This window comes from Corynebacterium gottingense, assembly GCF_003693265.1.
GTDB classification, from domain to species: Bacteria; Actinomycetota; Actinomycetes; order Mycobacteriales; family Mycobacteriaceae; genus Corynebacterium; species Corynebacterium gottingense.
The window spans coordinates 43,843-61,963 of record NZ_RDRE01000010.1 but is presented as its reverse complement, the minus strand read 5'-3'; the positions used below and the strand labels follow the sequence as shown (position 1 = coordinate 61,963).

Below are 18,121 nucleotides of genomic sequence, written 5' to 3'. Positions count from 1 at the left end.
GCGCACGCGAAAGCGGGCCCGCCCTGGCTTCCGTTCCAGGGCGGGCCCGCCGCACTTACTGAGTTACATTCTGCACGATCGCCGTGCCCGCGGGGCCGGTTTTCGCGGCCGGATTCACACCAGCGCAAGCGCCGACGCGAACGCCGCGCAACCTAGGCGCGCGGGAGGACGGCGATGGGGGTGGCGTCGAAAAGCGTGGCAATGCCACGATCTTCCGAGCGGAACCACTTGTGCAGTCCGTCAATGAGAGCCTTCACAAGCTCACCTCCTTCCGTGTCAGCGAAAGGCTGTTAACCTTCCGTTCATGCGGGGGTAACTTTAAGTTACCGGGAATCGTTTGTCAACACCCACTATCTGCGCGCTCCCATCAACTTAGGCGGCGAGGCGTCAAACCTCCGTATACTTGCCCGCATGACACGCACGCTGATTGTTACAGAGCAAGGGCCGGAGATCGTCGAGACGCGCGACGAGTTCGCGGGCAAAGGCGACACGCTGATTCACGTCAGCCACTCGTCCATCAACTACAAGGACGCGATGGCACTGAGCGGCAACCGCGGCGTCCTGCGCCACCTGCCCACAGTGCCGGGCATTGACGCGGTGGGCACGCTTGACGACGGCACGCTGGTCACCGTCAACGGCCGCGGCATCGGCGAGCGCCGCCACGGCGGATACACGCCGCAGCTGCGCATTGACTCCACCCACGTGGTCCGCGTGCCGGAGCGCTTCAGCGCGGCGGACGCGGCCGCGATCGGCACCGCCGGCTACACGGCTGCGCTGTCGGTGGCGGGGTTCGAGCGGGCCCTGTACGAGGACACCGCCGAGGGTCCGGTGCTGGTCACGGGCGCGACCGGCGGCGTGGGCTCCATCGCGGTGCAGCTGCTGGCTGCTCGCGGCCACGAGGTGTGGGCGTTGACGGGGCGCGTCGATAAGCATGGCGACTGGCTGCGCGAGCTGGGCGCGAGCGAGGTGCTGGACCGCGCCGAGTTCGCCGACGCGGGCAAGCCGCTGCAGAAGGCGCGCCTCGGCGGCGTGGTGGACACGGTCGGCTCGACGATCCTGGCCAACGCGCTCGCGCAGCTGCGCTGGGGCGGCGTGGCCACTGCGTGCGGCATGGCCGCCGGCAACGACCTGCCCGCCAGCGTGCTGCCGTTCATCCTGCGCGGCGTGCAGCTCGTGGGCATCAACTCGGTGGATACGCCGAATGTACTTCGCGACGCCGCATGGCAGCTCCTCGACGAATCCCTCGACCTCGCCACGATCCGCACCGAGACGATCGGGCTGGACGACGTCGCCGAGATGGGCCGCCGCATCCTCGCCGGCGAGCACAGCGGCCGCACGGTCGTCGAGCTCTAGCGCCGGACCGCAGCGCCGTGCTCTGGCGCCGCACATGGCGAAAGCCGCCGGGACCAGCACTGCGCTGGACCGGCGGCTTTCTCATCCCCCGATATGAAACAGCCTTTAGGCGTCGGTGCGCACGGGTGTCAGGACGTCGATGGGGGAGACTTCGGTGTGCGGGGGGATGCCCCGCTCCTCGTCACGGAACCACGCGCGGAAGCGTTTCAGGAACTTCATACGGGTTCACCTCCTTTCCTCTTGGCGGAAGGCGTGTTTACCTTCCGTTCATATTCGAGAAACCCTAGGTTCCAGTAAATGGTTTGTCAACACCCACCATCTACGCGCACCCACCATAATCGATAAACCCGCAGCGTAGACACGAAAAAAGCGCCGGACCAAAAAGGCCCGGCGCGGTCTCGCTCAGCGCGTGAGAGGGAGCGTTAGAGGAATGGGTAGGGGTCCCAGCCCGAGATGTACTCGATGCGCTCGCGGGCGATGAGCAGGAGCGCCGCCACCACGGCAATGAGCACCAGTGCCATGAAGATCCAAGCGATGGCCTTCTTGCCGCCGGACACCGGGGTGCCGTCCTCGGTGGGGGAGAGGAAGTGGATGCTCAGGGAGAAGAGGGTCGGCAGGCCGGCACCGAGCAGGATGCCAACTGCGGTGACCAGGAAGAGGGATTTGATGAGTTCCATGGTGATAATCCTTTCTGGTCGCGCTTACTTGCGGTGCTTGTTGTTGACAGCGGTGCGGGTTGCGGTTGCGCCCGCCAGGCCAGCGCTGGTGTCGACGAAGTCCGCCGGCTCGCCGTAGACCTTCTTGTCAGCCGTGTCAGCGGAGGTGCCGAGGGCGCCGCCGTCCTCGTCCCAGTCCTCGTTGACGTTGTCCTTGTGCACCGGAGCCTTGGAGGCGCGGTAGAACATGTAGCCGCCGCCCAGGGCAATGATGAGGGCGATGGCGACGCCGCCCCACACCAGGTCGCTGCCCGCGGAAGCGGCGCCGTTGCCGATCCACCAGATGACAAAGGAGACGAACGCCGCGACCGGCAGGGTGGTGATCCAGGCCAGGGCCATGCGGCCGGCGACGGACCAGCGGACCTCGCCCTTCGGGCCGGTCAGGCCGGAGCCCATGATGGAGCCGGTGGCCACGTGGGTGGTGGACAGCGCCATGCCCAGGTGGGAGGAGGTGAGGATGATGGCGGCGGAGGAGGTCTCAGCGGCCATGCCCTGCGGCGGGTGGATCTCAACGAGGCCCTTGCCCAGGGTGCGGATGACGCGGAAGCCGCCGGAGTAGGTGCCGATCGCGATGGCCAGCGCACACGCCAGCTGGATCCAGAACGGCATCGGGTGGTCGGAGTCGAACTGGCCGGCGGCGACCATGGCGAGGAAGATCACGCCCATGGTCTTCTGCGCGTCGGAGGTACCGTGCGCGAGCGCGACCAGGGAGGCGGAGCCGATCTGGCCCCAGCGGAAGTAGCGGTCGCGGTGCTCCTTCTCGGAGTGGTTGGTAATGCGGTAGACCAGCCAGGTACCAATCAGGGCAACCAGGCCAGCGACGAACGGCGCGGCGAGCGCCGGGATGATGATCTTGTTCAGCACACCGACCCAGACGACGCCGTCGAAGCCGATGGCGGCGATGGCCGCGCCGATCAGGCCGCCGAACAGGGCGTGCGAGGAGGAGGACGGGATGCCGAAGAGCCAGGTGAACAGGTTCCACATGATGCCGCCGCCGAGACCGGCGAAGACGACAAGGAGGAGCCTTTCAGAGTCAATTGGGTTGCTCAGGTCGAACACGTCGAGCTCCACGATGCCGCCCGCAACCGTCTTCGCCACCGCGACCGAGAGGAACGCGCCGATGAGGTTGAGGACACCGGCGAGTGCGACAGCCACCTTGGGTGTCAGCGCGCCGGTGGCGATGGACGTTGCCATCGCGTTTGCAGTGTCGTGGAAGCCGTTAGTGAAGTCGAAGAACAGAGCAACGACGATGATGAGGACAAGCAGGATCGTAATACTCACGGGAAGAAAGTATGCGCCTCTTATGTAACGCTGTCGATATTAAAAGCGAGAATTCATGTAAAGGTAAACTTTCCGTTTCCCGACGTTTGCCATACACCGCCAAGTTGTGACCCCGACCACAACTTGGCCGCCCCTAGAACGAGCTCGACCCGCCCGCACCGGAGAACCCGGAACTGAAGCCTGTGTTGACCCCTCCGCCGGAGCTGCTCGACTCCGCGTCCTGCGCCGCCTGCACGTTGTCGTGGTGCCACGAGGACATCGCCACGTACGGCACGTAGCCGGAGTAGACGTAGCCCGGGTCCGTCAGCGTCGGGCGCTCGAGCTCCTTGTATTCCTTCACGTCGCTGAACTCGCGACGCTTGACTTCGTCGAGAAGCAAGCGGTAATCGCTGAGCAGCCGGACGAAGCGGTCGAGGAAGTCGGGCGCCTCCGGGGCGGCGTCGAGGGCGTCGACGCGTTCCTGCAGCCGGGCGAGGTCGCCGCGCAGCGTCTCGTCCTTGACCTCGTAGCGGGCGCGGACGATGTCCTCGCGGATGTCCGTGAGCAGGTTGCGGCGGGCCGGGCCGTCGCCGCGCTCCACCTCGAAGAGCCGGTTGATGTTGTCCTCGGCGTGGCCCGCGTCCTCGAAGGTCTGCGCCGCCTCGCGCAGGTTCTTCGCGCTGTCGTAGGCCTGCTCGTCGGTGGCCACGCTGTTGCGCTGCGTCACGTCGTGCAGCGCGAGGAAGCGGTCGCGCACCTCGACCCACTCGTCGCGCATCTCGGCGTTGGCGAAGGCCGAGGACACCGAGTTCGCGCGGACGTCCAGCTCGTCCAGCCGCTGGCTCAGACCCGTGTATTCAGTCGCCAGCAGCGCGTGGTCTTCCCGCGCCTGGTTGATCGCTTTTCGACGCTTCCGCCTCCGCTCCGCCACGATCGTCCCGCCCAGCAGGCTCGCGCCCGCCGGGATGCCGGCCCCCGCGACCGTCCGGCCGACGCGGCCACCCTCTGCATCATTGACGCCCCACTGCTCGGCCTTTTCCCCGTCCATGGCCAGGTTCGCGCCGGCGAACACGGCCGCGGGCAGGTTGTTGTCGCGCAGCCCCGGCTTCATCTCCTCCAGCACTGATTCGAGGCGCTGGCCTTTGCGCAGCTTCAGCTGGTCGGCGACGTCTCCGCCTGCGAAGACGAAGTGGTTGCGCGACTCCATGTCCGCGCCGAGTATGAGTACGCCGTCGGCGAAGGTGTCGTTGCCAATCTCGTCCGGGAAGTTGTCGCGCAGGAAGTTCTCCACCGAATCGTTGACGTTGTCGCGGCCCTCGGAGAGGTAGATGTAGTGGACCGTCTGCACCGTGTCGGGGTGGGGAAGGCGCTCCGCGTCGCGCTGCATCTGGGCCTCGTCGTCAGCACTCACGATGTCCTGCGGGTCCGAGACCACCAGGTTCGCAGCGTTGGTTTGGGTGGACACGGCGAACTCGGCAGCGTCGGGGACGTCGGCCGTGGCGAAGCTGGCCACGCCGCCGCCCACCCCAAGCAAGGCCGTCGCGCCGAGCACGACCGCCCAATCCTTCACGCCGGAGCCCTTCGCGGGCACGATGTTCTCGGGAGTGTTACGTGCGTGGGGGTTCGTAGCCATAGACCAAAGCATAGCGAGCCGTTGGGGCACGGACATGAGCACAGGCGGGGACGGACCGCTATCATGTTTTGTTGATACGTCACCACGGAGGAGTGTGAACCATGAAAGCATTCGGCTTCCTAAGCTTCGGGCACTACGCCTTCGGCGGCCAGCGCGGCCCATCCGCAGAGAAGATCGCGCAGATTCACCTGGAGGTCGCCCAGGCGGCGGACGACATCGGGGTGAACAACGCCTCCTTCCGCGTGCACCACTTCGTACCGCAGGCCTCGGCGCCGATGCCGCTGCTCGGGGCCGTCGCGGCCACCACCAAGCGCATCGAGGTGGGCACGGGCGTGATTGACATGCGCTACGAAAACCCGCTCTACCTCGCCGAAGAGGCCGCTTCCCTGTACCAGCTCTCCGGTGGGCGCGTGGCCCTCGGCGTCTCCCGCGGCGCCCCCGAAGTCGCCGAGCGCGGCTGGGAAACATTCGGTTACAAAGGCGACGCACCAAACGGCGCGGATGTGGCGCGCCGCCACCTCGAGGCGTTTATGGCCGCGGTGGACGGCAAGGGCTTCGCCACCGCCGCACCGCTGGACAAGCAGTACCCCAACATGTTCCAGCCCGGCTCCGCCCTGCCCGTCTTCCCCACGGCGCCGGAGCTGCGCAAGCACATCTTTTACGGCTCGGGCACGCATACGTCCGCGGAGCAGACCGCGAAGGACGGGCTGAACCTCATGTCTTCCACCCTGGTTTCAGAGACCACCGCGCACACCCTGGGAGAAATCCAGGCCGACCAGATCAGCCGCTACCGCGCCGCGTGGAAGGAAGCGGGCCACGACTGGACACCCCGCGTGTCCGTCTCCCGCTCGATCTTCCCCATCGTCGATGGCGCGGACATGCAGCGGTTCGGAATGCAGGCCTCCGGCACCGACCAGGTGGGCGCGCTGCCGGACGTGGGCACGACAACCTTCGGCCGCACCTACGCCGCAGAGCCAGACACACTCATTGAGCAGCTCAAGGCCGACCCGGCCGTCATGGCTGCCGACACCCTGCTGCTCACCATCCCCACCGGGATGGGGGTGGACGTGAACGTGAAGATTCTGCAGAACTTTGCCACCCACGTCGCCCCAGCGCTCGGCTGGCAGCCGAACGCGCAAGGCCCGGTCACCGGCTACCCCATCGACTAACCCCCTGCGCGCAAGAAGCCAGCTGATCCCACACCCGCGCGGGTAACCATGCCCCACCCCCGTCCGTTTCGGGGGTAACCTTGTGGGCGACCAATTTTCCCCACTACGGATCGTTCGGCACGTACCTGCCGATGGAGGACACCATGGCTTCAGTGACCTATGACAAGGCAACCCGCATCTACCCCGGCGCGGACAAACCCAGCGTGGACAAGCTCGACCTGGAGATCGCCGACGGCGAGTTCCTCGTTCTTGTCGGCCCGTCCGGCTCGGGCAAGTCGACCGCCCTGCGCATGCTCGCCGGGCTGGAGGACACGAACGACGGGCGCATCCTGATCGGGGACCGCGACGTCACCAACGTCAGCCCGAAGGAGCGCGACATTGCGATGGTGTTCCAGAACTACGCGCTGTACCCGCACATGACTGTGCGCGAGAACATGGGCTTTGCGCTGAAGATCGCTGGTCAGGACAAGGACGAAATCAACCGCCGCGTGGAAGAGGCGGCGAAGACACTGGACCTCACCCAGTACCTGGACCGCAAGCCGAAAGCGCTGTCGGGCGGCCAGCGCCAGCGCGTGGCCATGGGCCGCGCCATCGTGCGCGAGCCGCAGGTGTTCCTCATGGATGAGCCGCTGTCCAACCTGGACGCGAAGCTCCGCGTGCAGACCCGTACGCAGATTGCCAACCTGCAGCGCCGCATGAAGGTGACCACTCTGTACGTCACCCACGACCAGACCGAGGCCCTCACCATGGGCGACCGGATCGCGGTGCTGAACTTCGGCGTACTGCAGCAGGTGGGCACTCCGCGCGAGCTGTACGACCGCCCGAACAACGTATTCGTTGCCGGCTTCATCGGCTCCCCGGCGATGAACCTGTCCACCTTTGATGTGGACGCGCAGGGCGTCGCCCGCCTGGGCCAGGCGTCCATTCCGCTGCCGCAGGAGGTCAGCTCCGCCGTCACCGAGGCGGACGGCGGCCAGATCATCCTCGGCTTCCGCCCCGAGGCGCTGACGCTGGTGGAGAACGCGGAGCACTCCATCCCGGTAGAGATCGACTTTGTGGAGGAGCTGGGCTCCGACTCCTTCCTCTACGGCCACCTCGCCGGCGGCGGCTGGAAGGAAGAGGGCCTGCAGGAGGAAACTTCGGGCCAGATCGTGGTGCGCACGGCACCGCTGTCCGGCGTGCGCGAGGGCGACGTGGTCCACGCGCAGATTGCGGAGGGCGGCCTGCACGCCTTCTCCAAGGCCACCGGCCAGCGCATTTAAGGCCCACGCGTGCAAGAGAAACTCAGCGTTCTCTCGCCAACCTTCGCGCCCACACTGCTGAAGATGCCGTGGTCCACCCCGCTTGAAGGGTGGAGCACGGACCTTCTCGCTGCCCTGCCGCGTGGCATCTCGCGCCACACGGTGCGCCTCATTGAGGCGGACGGGCTGACCTTCGCGGTCAAGGAGATTGGCGAGCACGTGGCCTACCACGAGTACAGAAACCTGCGCCGCCTGCAAGAACTCGGCGCTCCGTGCGTCGTGCCGGTCGCGGTCATCACCCACCGCCGGGACGCCGACGGCGAAGAACTGACCCCCTGCCTGGTCACGCAGCACCTCCGCTTCTCGCTGCCGTACCGTGACGTCTTCTCGCGCACGCCGGCGGCAGAGGTGGTGTCCAAACTGGTCCGCGCCCTGGCGGTGCTGCTGGTGCGCCTGCACCTGCTCGGCTTCTACTGGGGCGACGTCTCGCTGTCCAACACGCTGTTTCGCCGCGACGCCGACCAGTTTTCGGCCTACCTGGTCGACGCGGAGACCGGAGAGTTCCACGAGCCGCTCTCAAAGGGCCGCAGGCTTTACGACGTCGACGTGGCCCGCGTCAACATCATCGGCGAACTCATGGACCTCCAGGCCGCAGAGCTGATCGACCCGGAGGCGGACGTGATCTCGCTGGGCAACGCCATCGAGGCCGTCTACCTGGAGCTGTGGGACCTGGTCACCGGCGAGCTCGTGGTGGAGGGCGACGCGTTCGACGCGATTGCGAAGCGCGTCGCCGCCGTCAACGAGCTCGGCTTCGACGTAGGCGAGATGGAGATTGAGAACGAGGGCAACCGCTACCGCATCATCATCGAGCCGGCCGTGTTCTCCACCGGCTTCTACCAGAAGAAGCTGCTCCGCCTCACCGGGCTGGACGTGCAGGATCGGCAGGCGCAGCGCCTGCTGGGGGAGATGGAGGTGTACCGCGCCGTGCGCTACGGCGGGAAGCTGCCGCTGGAGGCGGTGGCGCACCGGTGGATGGTGCGCGAGTACGAGCCGGTGGTGGCGCTCACCCCCGAGCCGTTGCGGGAGAAGCTGGAGCCCGCGCAGATCTTCCACGAGATCCTGGACCACCGCTGGTTCCTCAGCCAGAACGAGCACCGGTTCGTCCCGCTCATGCAGGCCGCAGAGTCCTACTTCCAGGGGGTCCTTCCGGGGCACCGGGACGAGGCGATGGTCTACAGGCAACGTTTAAGTTTACCCCCCGGATCACCCCCAACCCGCGGAGGGTGAGGATGATAGTACCAGCTAAGACCACCGTATAGGTGTTATGTATGGAAGACATTGTTGGTCCTGCCAGGTAGTCCTAACCTTGAGAGGGTAAAGAACAACCTAAAAGCGAAGGACCGCCGATGAGTACGACAACCCGCGCGGCTCGCCGAGTGCTGGCGACCGTGGCGACGGTGATGGTGGCGTCGATAAGCTTGGTTGCGTGCGGAACTGACAACGGGCCGAGTGTGTACTACCTCAACTTCAAGCCCGAGCAGGCCGAGCAATTCAAGACGATCGCCGCGGAGTATACGGAGGAAACCGGCATTCCGGTCAAGGTGGTCACCGCCGCCTCCGGCTCCTACATGCAAACGCTCAAGGCCGAGATGGCGAAGAGCAACGCGCCGACCCTGTTCCAGGTCAACGGCCAGGAGGGCTACGGCATTTGGAAGGACTACCTGGCCGACCTCTCCGATTACGAGGTCGTGCAAGAGCTTAACGACGACGCGCAGCCGATCACCGACAAAGACGGCGCCGTCCGCGCCGTCCCCTACGCCCTGGAAGGGTTCGGCATCCTCTACAACGAGGAGATCTTCGACCAGTACTTCGCCCTGCCCAACCCCGCCGTGGCCTCCACCAAGGAGATCAAGAACTTTGACACGCTCAAGGCGGTCGCCGAGGACATGCAGGCCAAGAAGGAGGAGCTGGGTATCGACGGCGCGTTCGCGGTGACCAGCCTCATCGCCGGCGAGGAGTGGCGCTGGACCAACCACCTGATGAACGGCCCGTACCACTACGAGATCCAGGACCGCGGCATCACCGAATTCACCGAGATGCCCACCATCGACTTCATCTACGGCGACCAGTACAAGCAAATGCTGGACCTGTACCTGAACAACTCGACCACCAAGCCGGCGCTGGCCGCGTCGCGCTCCACCAGCGACTCCATGGCGGAATTCGCCACCGGGAAGGCCGCCATGGTGCAAAACGGCAGCTGGGCCTGGAGCCAGATCGGCGGCGAAGGCTCGACCGATGTCAAAGAGGACAAGATCAAGTTCATGCCCATCTACATGGGTCTGCCCGACGAGGAGAACGTGGGCCTGAACATTGGTACGGAGGCCTACATGGCCGTGAACAACAAGGCCAGCGAGGAAGACCAGCAGGCCACGCGCGACTTCCTCAACTGGCTGTTCCTCTCTGATCAGGGCAAGCAGCACGTAGTCAACGACCTCTCCTTCATCGCCCCGTTTAAGAACTACGGCCCCGAGGACGTGCCGGACGACCCGCTGGCGCACCAGGTGCAGGCGGCGCTGACGGACGAGGACTCCGAGACCATCCCGTGGGACTTCCAGTTCAGCCCCAACCAGCAGTTCCGTGACCTGTACGGCCAGAACCTGGCCCAGTACGCGATTGGCAACATGAGCTGGGACGACGTGGTGGCCAAGCTCAAAGAGGACTGGGAGTACGAGATGGCCAACCAGATTGCCCTGCTGGACTAGGGAGAGGAGCACACCACCATGCAAGCATCACTGAAAAAATATTTCCCCGTCTTCGTCCTGCCGACCCTGCTGGCCTTCGCCATCGCGTTCCTGGTCCCGTTTGTGATCGGCTTCTTCCTCTCATTTACCAAGTTCACCACCATTACCGACGCCCACTGGGTCGGCCTGGAGAACTACGGCCGCGTCTTCGAGGAACGCGAAGGATTCGTCCACGCCTTCGGCTTCACCATTGCCGTGGCGATCGTGTCCATCATCACTGTCAACGTGATCGCGTTCGCCATCGCGTGGACGCTGACCCGCAAACTCAAGGGCACCAACTTCTTCCGCACGGTGTTCTTCATGCCGAACCTCATCGGAGGCATCGTGCTCGGCTACACGTGGCAATCCATGATCAACGCGGTGCTAGCCCACTACGACACCACCATCGCCGCCGACAGCAAGTTCGGTTACGCCGGCCTGGTCATCCTGATGAACTGGCAGCTCATCGGCTACATGATGATCATCTACATCGCCGGCCTGCAGAACGTGCCGCCGGAGCTCATCGAGGCCGCCGAGCTGGACGGCGTGAGCAAGTGGGAGATGCTGCGGCACGTCACCATCCCGATGATGATGCCGTCCATCACCATCTGCCTGTTCCTCACGCTGTCGAACACGTTCAAACTGTTCGACCAGAACCTCGCGCTTACCGACGGAGCGCCCGGGCAAGAGACCGAAATGGTCGCCCTCAACATCGTCAACACCATGTTCAACCGCGTCGGGGCCGAGGGCGTCGGCCAGGCGAAGGCCGTGATCTTCGTCGTCGTCGTGGTTGTGATCGCAATGTTCCAGCTGCGCGCCACCCGCAGCAGGGAAGTGGAGGCATAGGACAATGACAACGAAAGTAAGTAAGGGACAGCGGGGCGTCGATAAGCAAAAAGCCGCCAGCGAGGCCAAGGTCTCCGGCGGGGCGAAAACGCTGATCTACGCGGTGCTGATCTTCCTCACCATCGTGTTCCTCGGGCCCATCCTGTTCATCCTGCTCAACTCCTTCAAGGACCGCTTCGCCATCTCCACCAACCCCTTCGCGCTGCCGGTTGGTGAGCTGTGGGCGGGCCTGAGCAACTACATCACCGGCGTGCAAGGCGAAGGCTTCGGCTGGGCGATCGTGTGGTCCTTCGTGATCACGATCCTGTCCGTCGTGGCCATCGTATTCTTCTCCTCCATGACCGCCTACTACATCACGCGCGTGAAGACGTGGTGGACCAGCGCGCTGTACTACCTGTTCGTGTTCTCCATGGTCATCCCGTTCCAGATGGTCATGTTCCCCACCGTGGTCATCGCCGACCGCCTCGGCCTGGCCAACCCGCTGGGCATGGTCGTGCTGTACATGGGCTTCGGCGCCGGACTGTCCGTGTTCATGTTCTCCGGCTTCATCAAGTCGATCCCGCTGGAGATCGAGGAAGCAGCGACCATCGACGGCTGCTCGCCTGTCTCCACCTTCTTCCGCGTCGTCATGCCGATGCTCAAGCCGACCGCGATCACCGTGGCAATCCTCAACGCCATGTGGATCTGGAACGACTACCTCCTGCCGTACCTGGTCGTCGGCCTGTCCACGCCGTACCGCACGATCCCGGTCGTGATCCAGCAGTTCATCGGCTCCCAGGGCGACCGCGACCTCGGCGCCATGATGGCCATGCTCGTGCTGGCGATCCTGCCGATCATCATCTTCTACATGGCCGCGCAGAAGCACATCGTCGAAGGCGTCGCCGCCGGTGCGGTGAAGGGGTAGGTCGGGTTCGGCTGGCTTGGCTGGTTGTTGGCGTCGGGATCGGTTTCGGTCCCGGCGCCTTTGCTGTTGGTGGGGGTTCTCGCGCGGGGCGGGTCCAGATGGAGCTAGCTCCATTTGCGGTAGACCGCGGTTCGCGACCAGGCGTTTTTAGTGGCCGTCCGGGCCAAACGGAGCTAGCTCCATCTGCAGTAGACCGCGATCCGCGACCAGGGGATTTAGTGGCGGTCGGGTCCAAACGGAGCTAGCTCCATCTAGACCGCCCGCGGCGCCGTACCGGCACCGGGCCGCCGCCCCGCCGACCACCCGCCGCCCGCCAACCAGCCCACGCCCCGCCAATCCGCGGCCATCCGCGCCTGACTGGTCCGCCGCCACCAACTACGCTGGTCCGGGTGAACATGTTTAACCCGGACTCGCGTTTCATGTCCGCCTTCACGCTGATGGCGGACATTGTCATTCTCAACATGCTCATGATTCTGTCGAGCCTGCCCATCGTCACCGGCGGCGCCGCGCTCCGCGCCGCAAACGTCGTTGTCGGCGACATGATCCAGGGCCTCGGTTCGCGGTATGCGTTGCAATACCTGAGGGAGTTTCGTCGACAAGCGCGCCCCGCCACGCTGTGGTGGTTGGTGCTGCTCGTCGCCGCCGCCGTCCTCGTCTACGAGCAGTGGGTCCTCTTCCAGGCCGGCATCGACGGCACCGCGCTCTTCGCGCTCCAGGCGCTCGCGCTGTCCGGCGCGATGGTGCTCGCCGGGATCTCCGTGTGGTTTTTCGCGCTCGAATCGTTGCCTTCGCCTATCGACGCCACCGCATCCCCCTTCTCACTCGCGGTCGTAATGACCTTCAAGCACCTCATACACACGCTCGGCGCCCTCGCCGTGCTGTGGATGGGGGTCTCGCTCGTGCGGTTCCTACCCCTCGTCGTTGCCGTACCCGCTGTGTTCTTCGCCGTGCCCGCCCTGTGCGTGTACGTCATCCGACTGGTGCTCGCGCGGCCGCTCGAGCAAACGCTGGGGGAGTAGCGGGAATCTTGGTGCTTGCAGGTTCAACGGCTAGCAGCGCCTGCCTCGGCGTAAAGACCCACGATGACTACGCTGGCGAGCAATACAAAGCTGGCACGATCGCCTTCCGCACCCTGGTCCCGCTCGGCATCGTCGCGCTGCTCGGTGGCGTCGTCTACGCTGCGGCCTCCGGCCTCATCCCCGGCGTGACCCTCCCGGCAATTCCGGGGCTGTCGTTCTAAGCAAGACCAGGTAGATTCCTGCACTACATAGTGGCAGGCCTCAGGCCTTAATTATCACAACGCTTCACTCGGAAAGCTCTCGAATAGCGCTCACGGCGCATCAGCGACGCGGAGGTACTTTCTCGCTCGGCTTGTTGGTGGGGCGGTGGCGAGGATGAGGTTGGCGTCGAGAAGCGACCGGAGCTTCACGCGAACGGTGTTGACAGACAGGCCAACCCGATCGGCGACTTCGCGCGCCGACAATGCCTCAGTGGGTGACAAGATTTCGAGGACACGGCGCTCCGAAGCATCAAGCGGAGTGGACTCAGGCGATGCGGGCGGCTCAGTGTCAGCGAGGACGAACCGATCCACATCAGAGGTAGCAGCGAGCAAACCCTCTTCGACCATTGCCCGGAAGAGCAATCGCGCGTCATCACTGTCCATTCCTAGGTTTTTTCGCAGTTCGATGGGGGTGACGGCGCCAAGACCGTAAGCAATTGCAAGTGCAACGTGCCTGTCCCGACTCGCATTCGGAGCGCGCTTCTCGAGCCACTCAGCGAGATCCGGAGTGAGAAGGCCGAACCGCTGCAAAGTGACTCGAAACTCTCCTACATCGACGCGAAACTCCGGCGGACGCAGCCCCATCTCCTTCATCCCCAGAAGCATTCGCTGAATCCCGCTACCGTGATTTTCTGCAACGTGAGACGAACCATTGGGTATCGGGAGGTGACTGAGCAAGCTCGCGATATATGGGTTACGCGATTCGGAACGCCCCTCATAGAGTTGATCCACAGTCAATCCCCGCCACAGTCCACCAGGATTGATGACCTCTACACGGTCCGGATAGACATCGACATGGACCTGCATGCCACGAGCCGCCGCGCTGTAATCGCGGTGCATAACCGCGTTCGTGATCGCTTCGCGCAGCACGATCTCTGGGATTTCCGGCTCGTCCACCATCGTGCCTCGGCTCTCCACCGTCCGAGTCCGTAGATTACGGAGCACCGCTTGAATGGCATCCTCCACAGCGACGGGAAGTGGCCCGTCGCAATGCTTCCGGTCCACAAAACGGGTCGCCTGCGCCGATTTTTCAAAGGTAGGGTGCACGGCCACGTCGATGAACAACTGGGGGAAAAACTGCTGCGGATACTTACCGACGGTCAGTAGGCCCGCCATCACTGGAACGTTGTCACCGTTCACGATGTGCAATCTTTCGAGCACTTCCGCGTCGGTAGACGTCCCGTACATAATCCGGGACCCGCTCTTCATCAACGAACTGGTAAGGTCTTTCCAGCTCCGCTCGTCCAAATCAGAAAGATCGGCCTGATGAATGGCTTCGATCTCCGAGTAGTCGGGATCAAACATCGCCGACAGTTGGTCGATCTCATACGGGGACAGATGCTGGTCACCATCGAGAACCCGCTTATACGACCCCTTCTTCGGTCCTTGCGCTGTGACGTAGCACGGCATCCTTTTTTCGAGCTGGCTATCCCCGCGCATTGGGAAGATCTCCACCAGCACGACGGGATTGCCTTCGAACTCATCAGTCTCAATATTGTGACGGGGAATCGGCGTAGTGGGTGGCTTTTCCTGCTCGCTCCGAAACGCGCTAATCAACTGGTCATTGACCTTATGAACGTCGAATGAAGGATCCACTGTGAATGATCGAGTGCGCTGATCCTCGTTGACACCGAGAACAATCGTGCCACCATTCGTGTTGGCGAATGCGCTGACTGTGGACCAGAATCCCTTGTCTAGCTTCCCGGAACCTGCCTTTGCCTCAATGGCATGATCGTCGTTGCCCTGCCGGTTGAGGCGATTCATGATCTCTGTCATGCGGTCACTCATGCCGTCACTATACCTCACTGACATGAGTGACAGTAGTGAGAGCGTCAATGACGACAGTGAGAACATGAGTGACAATAGTGAGAACCACACTGACAGCAGTGAGAACGTCACTGACATGAGTGAGGACATGAGTGACATTAGTGAGAACATGAGTGAGGCCGCGGCAGCGCTCATGCTCGCCGTAGCCACAGCCGGCGCCGGCGCCAGCGCAGGAACCGCGGACGGTTCCTCGTTGCCGCCGGGCGCCACCGCGGGTTCGTCCACGATCAGTGGGATGCTCGGGGCGAATGCGACGCAGGGGACCGTCGTGAAGCAAGGCGACCGTATCCGAGTGCAACGGCTCCTGTGGGATTTCAACTGCACGCTTGGATACGTCGATCCGCGCGCGGGCGTCGGCTACACGGCCGGGCATTGCGGGCTCCCCGGCGAGCCGGTGCTCAACGAGAATTACCAGATCATCGGCTATTTCGAGGCATCGAACGGGCTCTCCATGAACCTGAACATCCCGTTGGCGTACGCAGCGGACGTCGTGCCGTCGCTCATGCCGCAAGTGTCTCGGGGCATGCTTGCCGACGTCGCGCGGATCCGCTTCAACCCCGGCGTCGTAGCGGGTGGGAACGCGTTGAGTGGCGACCGGATCGTGCAGCTCGGCGAGGTACGGCACGGCGACCAGATTTGTGCCGTCGGCGCGCAGAGCCAGCGCGTGGTCTGCGGCTCGGTGGACAAGGTCAACGGCGACACCACCTACGCCTTCCAGCACGGTTTGATCCCGGGCGACTCGGGCGGTCCCGCGTGGATCCCGGGGAAGGGGTTCGTCGGCGTGAACAGCGGCGGGTCCAGCAACATCGCCGGCACCGAGGGGTACCGGGAGGCGTTCGCGCACCCGCGGGCGCTGTAGGAACGGAGCCGCAACCACACACGCAACCGAGCGTTCTTCCAGCGCACCGGATAAAGTTGGGGCAATGAAGAAGAAAATAGCCAGCCTGGTCGCAGCGGGTCTCGCGCTCGTTGGCGCGGGCACCGGAGCGACCACCACAACTGCGAACGCCGCGGCGCTGCCGCCGAATAGCACAATGGGTTCATCCGCGGCGAGCGGGGCGCTCGGTTTCAACGCACCCGCGGGCACCGTGGTGAACCAGGGGGACCTGATCAGCGTCTTCCACGGCCTGTGGCTGGACGACTGCACGCTCGGGTACGTCGATCGGGGCGCGGGGGTCGGCTACACGGCCGGGCACTGCGGCTTCGCCGGCGAGCCCGTACTGAACGCGAACAACCAGGTCATTGGCTATTACGAGAACTCGCATCACCTGCTGCCGGCGCTGGACATCCCGCTCAGCTACCTGGCGCAGTTCTTCCCGGCGGCGCTGCAGTTCGCCTCGAAGGGGCCGCTTGCCGACGTCGCCCGCATCCGCTTCATCCCCGGAGTCGTCCCCGGGCCGAACTCGTTTACGGGCGATCGTGTCGCGCCGATCTGGGAGGTGCAGCCGGGTGACCAGGTGTGCGCCGTCGGTGCGAAGAGCCAGCAGGTGTACTGCGGCTCGGTGGACAAGGTCAACGGCGACACCACTTACGCCTTCCACCGCGGCCTGCGCCCGGGTGACTCCGGCGGCCCGGCGTGGATCCCCGGCAAGGGCTTTATCGGGGTGAACTCCTCGCTGTCCGAAAACGTCGCGGGCACGAAGGGCCAGCGCACCGCGTTCGCCCACCCCAGCGCGCTGTAAGCCCGCCCCCCCAAAAAAAGCAACCCAGCGGCCCAGCGGCTAGGAGTTTGCGGCGGGGGAGGGGGTCACGGTGGCGTCGTCAAGCGATTGCCCCTTGATCTTGCCGTGGGCGAACTTGTTGATCACCATGGCGATCGCGCCGTCGCCGGTGACGTTGGCGGCGGTGCCGAAGGAGTCGACGACGATGTACGCGGCGATCATCAGCGAGACCATGGATTCGTCGAAGCCGAGGTTGGCCTGCAGGAGGCCGACGGCGGCCATGATGGCGCCGCCGGGGACGCCTGGCGCGGCGATCATCATGATGCCGAGCAGGAAGATGAAGCCGACGACCTGGCCGGGGGAGACGTCGAGTCCGCCCATGAACACGACCGCCAGGGCGTAGAGCATGATCTTCATCATCGAGCCGGACAGGTGGATCGTGGCGCAGAGGGGAACGATGAAGCCGGCGACGTCCTCGTCGACCTTGTTCTTCAGCGTCGAATTGTAGGTCACCGGGATCGTCGCGGCAGACGAGGACGTGCCCAGTGCGGTGAAGTAGGCGGGCATCATGTTCTTCATCGCCACGAAGGGGTTGCGGCCCGCGATCGCGCCGGCGGCCAGGTACTGCAGCGTGAGGATGATCAGCGTCATCAGGATGGAGAGGACGAGGACGCTGCCGAACGCCGCCATGGTGGAGCCGAAGTTCTCGTTCATCCCCAGGTTGAGGAAGGTGCCGAAGATGAAGAGCGGCAGCAGCGGCACGACGAAGCTCTTCACAATCTTCATGATGACGCCGTTGAGCTCGTCAAGTACCTCGTACATGGCGGTGGATTTCACCTGCGTCATGGCGATGCCGATGAAGAACGCGAGCAGCAGCGCCGACATGACCTCGAACGGCGCCGGCATTTCCACCTCGAAGTAGGGGCTCAGCCCGCCGGCCTCCGGGTCGTCCACGTTGGTAATCAGCTCGGATCCCTTGAGCAGGTGCGGGTAGACCACGGTGGCCGTGCCCCACGCAATCAGGCCGGAAATGATGGTGGAGCTGTACGCCACCCCGGCGGTAATGCCGAGCCACTTCCCCGCGCCGCGGCCGAGACCCGCGATGGCGGGTGCGATCAGCGCGAAGATCAGGACAGGGACGAAGAACCCGAGGAAGTTGGAAAACAGGCCGTTGAACGTGACAAAAACGCGTGCCAGCCAGTCGGGAAAGACAAAGCTGCACAGGAAGCCGAGGATAATTGCCACGACAACCCAGAACAGCAATGACTTCAAAACGTTCGATTTCATGGTTGGAACCTTTTGCAGTCACGGGACCGTGGACGGACCCGAAGATGTACAGGGAACGGACAGGGCGTTGTGCCTGTCCGTTGAATGTTATTGTTCCTTATTCACGGCCCAAATTGCGAACTTTCGCAAAATCTTTTCGGCCGCCAGCGGGCAGTCGCTTATCGA

Annotated in this window: 16 protein-coding genes; 11 read left to right on the top strand and 5 right to left on the bottom strand. The window is 64.2% G+C overall.

The genetic code is table 11. From position 1 onward, the window contains the following. The first annotated feature begins 411 nt into the window (after window positions 1-411). Window positions 412-1,353 (top strand): acrylyl-CoA reductase family protein, encoded by a 942-nt coding sequence (locus EAW56_RS07710; RefSeq protein ID WP_122085984.1) that lies wholly within the window; start codon window positions 412-414, stop codon window positions 1,351-1,353. 422 nt (window positions 1,354-1,775) lie between these two features. Here EAW56_RS07710 and EAW56_RS07705 read toward each other — a convergent pair whose 3' ends face one another. From EAW56_RS07705 to EAW56_RS12720, 3 genes are all read right to left on the bottom strand, one after another. Beyond that, window positions 1,776-2,030: a hypothetical protein gene (locus EAW56_RS07705; protein ID WP_122085982.1), complete on the bottom strand. Its 255-nt coding sequence runs from the start codon at window positions 2,028-2,030 to the stop codon at window positions 1,776-1,778. A 24-nt stretch (window positions 2,031-2,054) separates the two neighbouring features. Then, window positions 2,055-3,350, bottom strand: a complete 1,296-nt coding sequence (locus EAW56_RS07700) for an inorganic phosphate transporter (protein ID WP_122085980.1) — start codon at window positions 3,348-3,350, stop codon at window positions 2,055-2,057. Between the two features lie 133 nt (window positions 3,351-3,483). Then, window positions 3,484-4,962: a DUF5129 domain-containing protein gene (locus EAW56_RS12720; protein WP_167457414.1), complete on the bottom strand. Its 1,479-nt coding sequence runs from the start codon at window positions 4,960-4,962 to the stop codon at window positions 3,484-3,486. A 101-nt stretch (window positions 4,963-5,063) separates the two neighbouring features. Here EAW56_RS12720 and EAW56_RS07690 point away from each other — a divergent pair, with 101 nt between their 5' ends. From EAW56_RS07690 to EAW56_RS07655, 8 genes are all read left to right on the top strand, one after another. Next, window positions 5,064-6,131, top strand: coding sequence for an LLM class flavin-dependent oxidoreductase (locus EAW56_RS07690; protein ID WP_122085978.1), 1,068 nt, complete (start codon window positions 5,064-5,066; stop codon window positions 6,129-6,131). 143 nt (window positions 6,132-6,274) lie between these two features. Then, window positions 6,275-7,393 carry an ABC transporter ATP-binding protein gene (locus tag EAW56_RS07685; protein WP_095553883.1) on the top strand — a complete coding sequence of 373 codons (1,119 nt, stop codon included), beginning with the start codon at window positions 6,275-6,277 and terminating at the stop codon, window positions 7,391-7,393. Window positions 7,394-7,402: 9 nt separating this feature from the next. Next, window positions 7,403-8,659, top strand: a complete 1,257-nt coding sequence (locus tag EAW56_RS07680; protein WP_122085977.1) for a DUF4032 domain-containing protein — start codon at window positions 7,403-7,405, stop codon at window positions 8,657-8,659. Window positions 8,660-8,778: 119 nt separating this feature from the next. Continuing rightward, a complete protein-coding gene (locus EAW56_RS07675) occupies window positions 8,779-10,134 on the top strand; it encodes an ABC transporter substrate-binding protein (protein ID WP_122085975.1) in 1,356 nt (451 codons plus the stop codon). An 18-nt stretch (window positions 10,135-10,152) separates the two neighbouring features. Beyond that, complete coding sequence (locus tag EAW56_RS07670) at window positions 10,153-10,998, top strand: carbohydrate ABC transporter permease (RefSeq protein ID WP_095278628.1); 846 nt, start codon at window positions 10,153-10,155, stop codon at window positions 10,996-10,998. 4 nt (window positions 10,999-11,002) lie between these two features. After that, on the top strand, window positions 11,003-11,902 hold the full coding sequence (locus EAW56_RS07665) for a carbohydrate ABC transporter permease (RefSeq protein WP_095548014.1): 900 nt from the start codon (window positions 11,003-11,005) through the stop codon (window positions 11,900-11,902). Window positions 11,903-12,297: 395 nt separating this feature from the next. Further along, entirely contained in the window at window positions 12,298-12,921 is a 624-nt protein-coding gene (locus EAW56_RS07660) for a MusI family membrane protein (RefSeq protein WP_415528551.1), read from the top strand. 11 nt (window positions 12,922-12,932) lie between these two features. Beyond that, the gene (locus EAW56_RS07655) at window positions 12,933-13,142 is read left to right on the top strand and encodes a hypothetical protein (protein ID WP_122085972.1); all 210 of its coding nucleotides are present in this window, start codon (window positions 12,933-12,935) and stop codon (window positions 13,140-13,142) included. 90 nt (window positions 13,143-13,232) lie between these two features. On the opposite strand, the gene EAW56_RS07650 is transcribed toward EAW56_RS07655, so the two are convergent. Next, window positions 13,233-14,969, bottom strand: a complete 1,737-nt coding sequence (locus EAW56_RS07650) for an ATP-binding protein (protein ID WP_167457413.1) — start codon at window positions 14,967-14,969, stop codon at window positions 13,233-13,235. Window positions 14,970-15,096: 127 nt separating this feature from the next. Here EAW56_RS07650 and EAW56_RS07645 point away from each other — a divergent pair, with 127 nt between their 5' ends. After that, window positions 15,097-15,867: a chymotrypsin family serine protease gene (locus EAW56_RS07645; protein WP_147453265.1), complete on the top strand. Its 771-nt coding sequence runs from the start codon at window positions 15,097-15,099 to the stop codon at window positions 15,865-15,867. 64 nt (window positions 15,868-15,931) lie between these two features. Next, on the top strand, window positions 15,932-16,690 hold the full coding sequence (locus EAW56_RS07640) for a chymotrypsin family serine protease (protein WP_095535557.1): 759 nt from the start codon (window positions 15,932-15,934) through the stop codon (window positions 16,688-16,690). Between the two features lie 39 nt (window positions 16,691-16,729). Here EAW56_RS07640 and EAW56_RS07635 read toward each other — a convergent pair whose 3' ends face one another. Next, window positions 16,730-17,956 carry a dicarboxylate/amino acid:cation symporter gene (locus EAW56_RS07635; RefSeq protein WP_122085967.1) on the bottom strand — a complete coding sequence of 409 codons (1,227 nt, stop codon included), beginning with the start codon at window positions 17,954-17,956 and terminating at the stop codon, window positions 16,730-16,732. Window positions 17,957-18,121 lie beyond the last annotated feature (165 nt).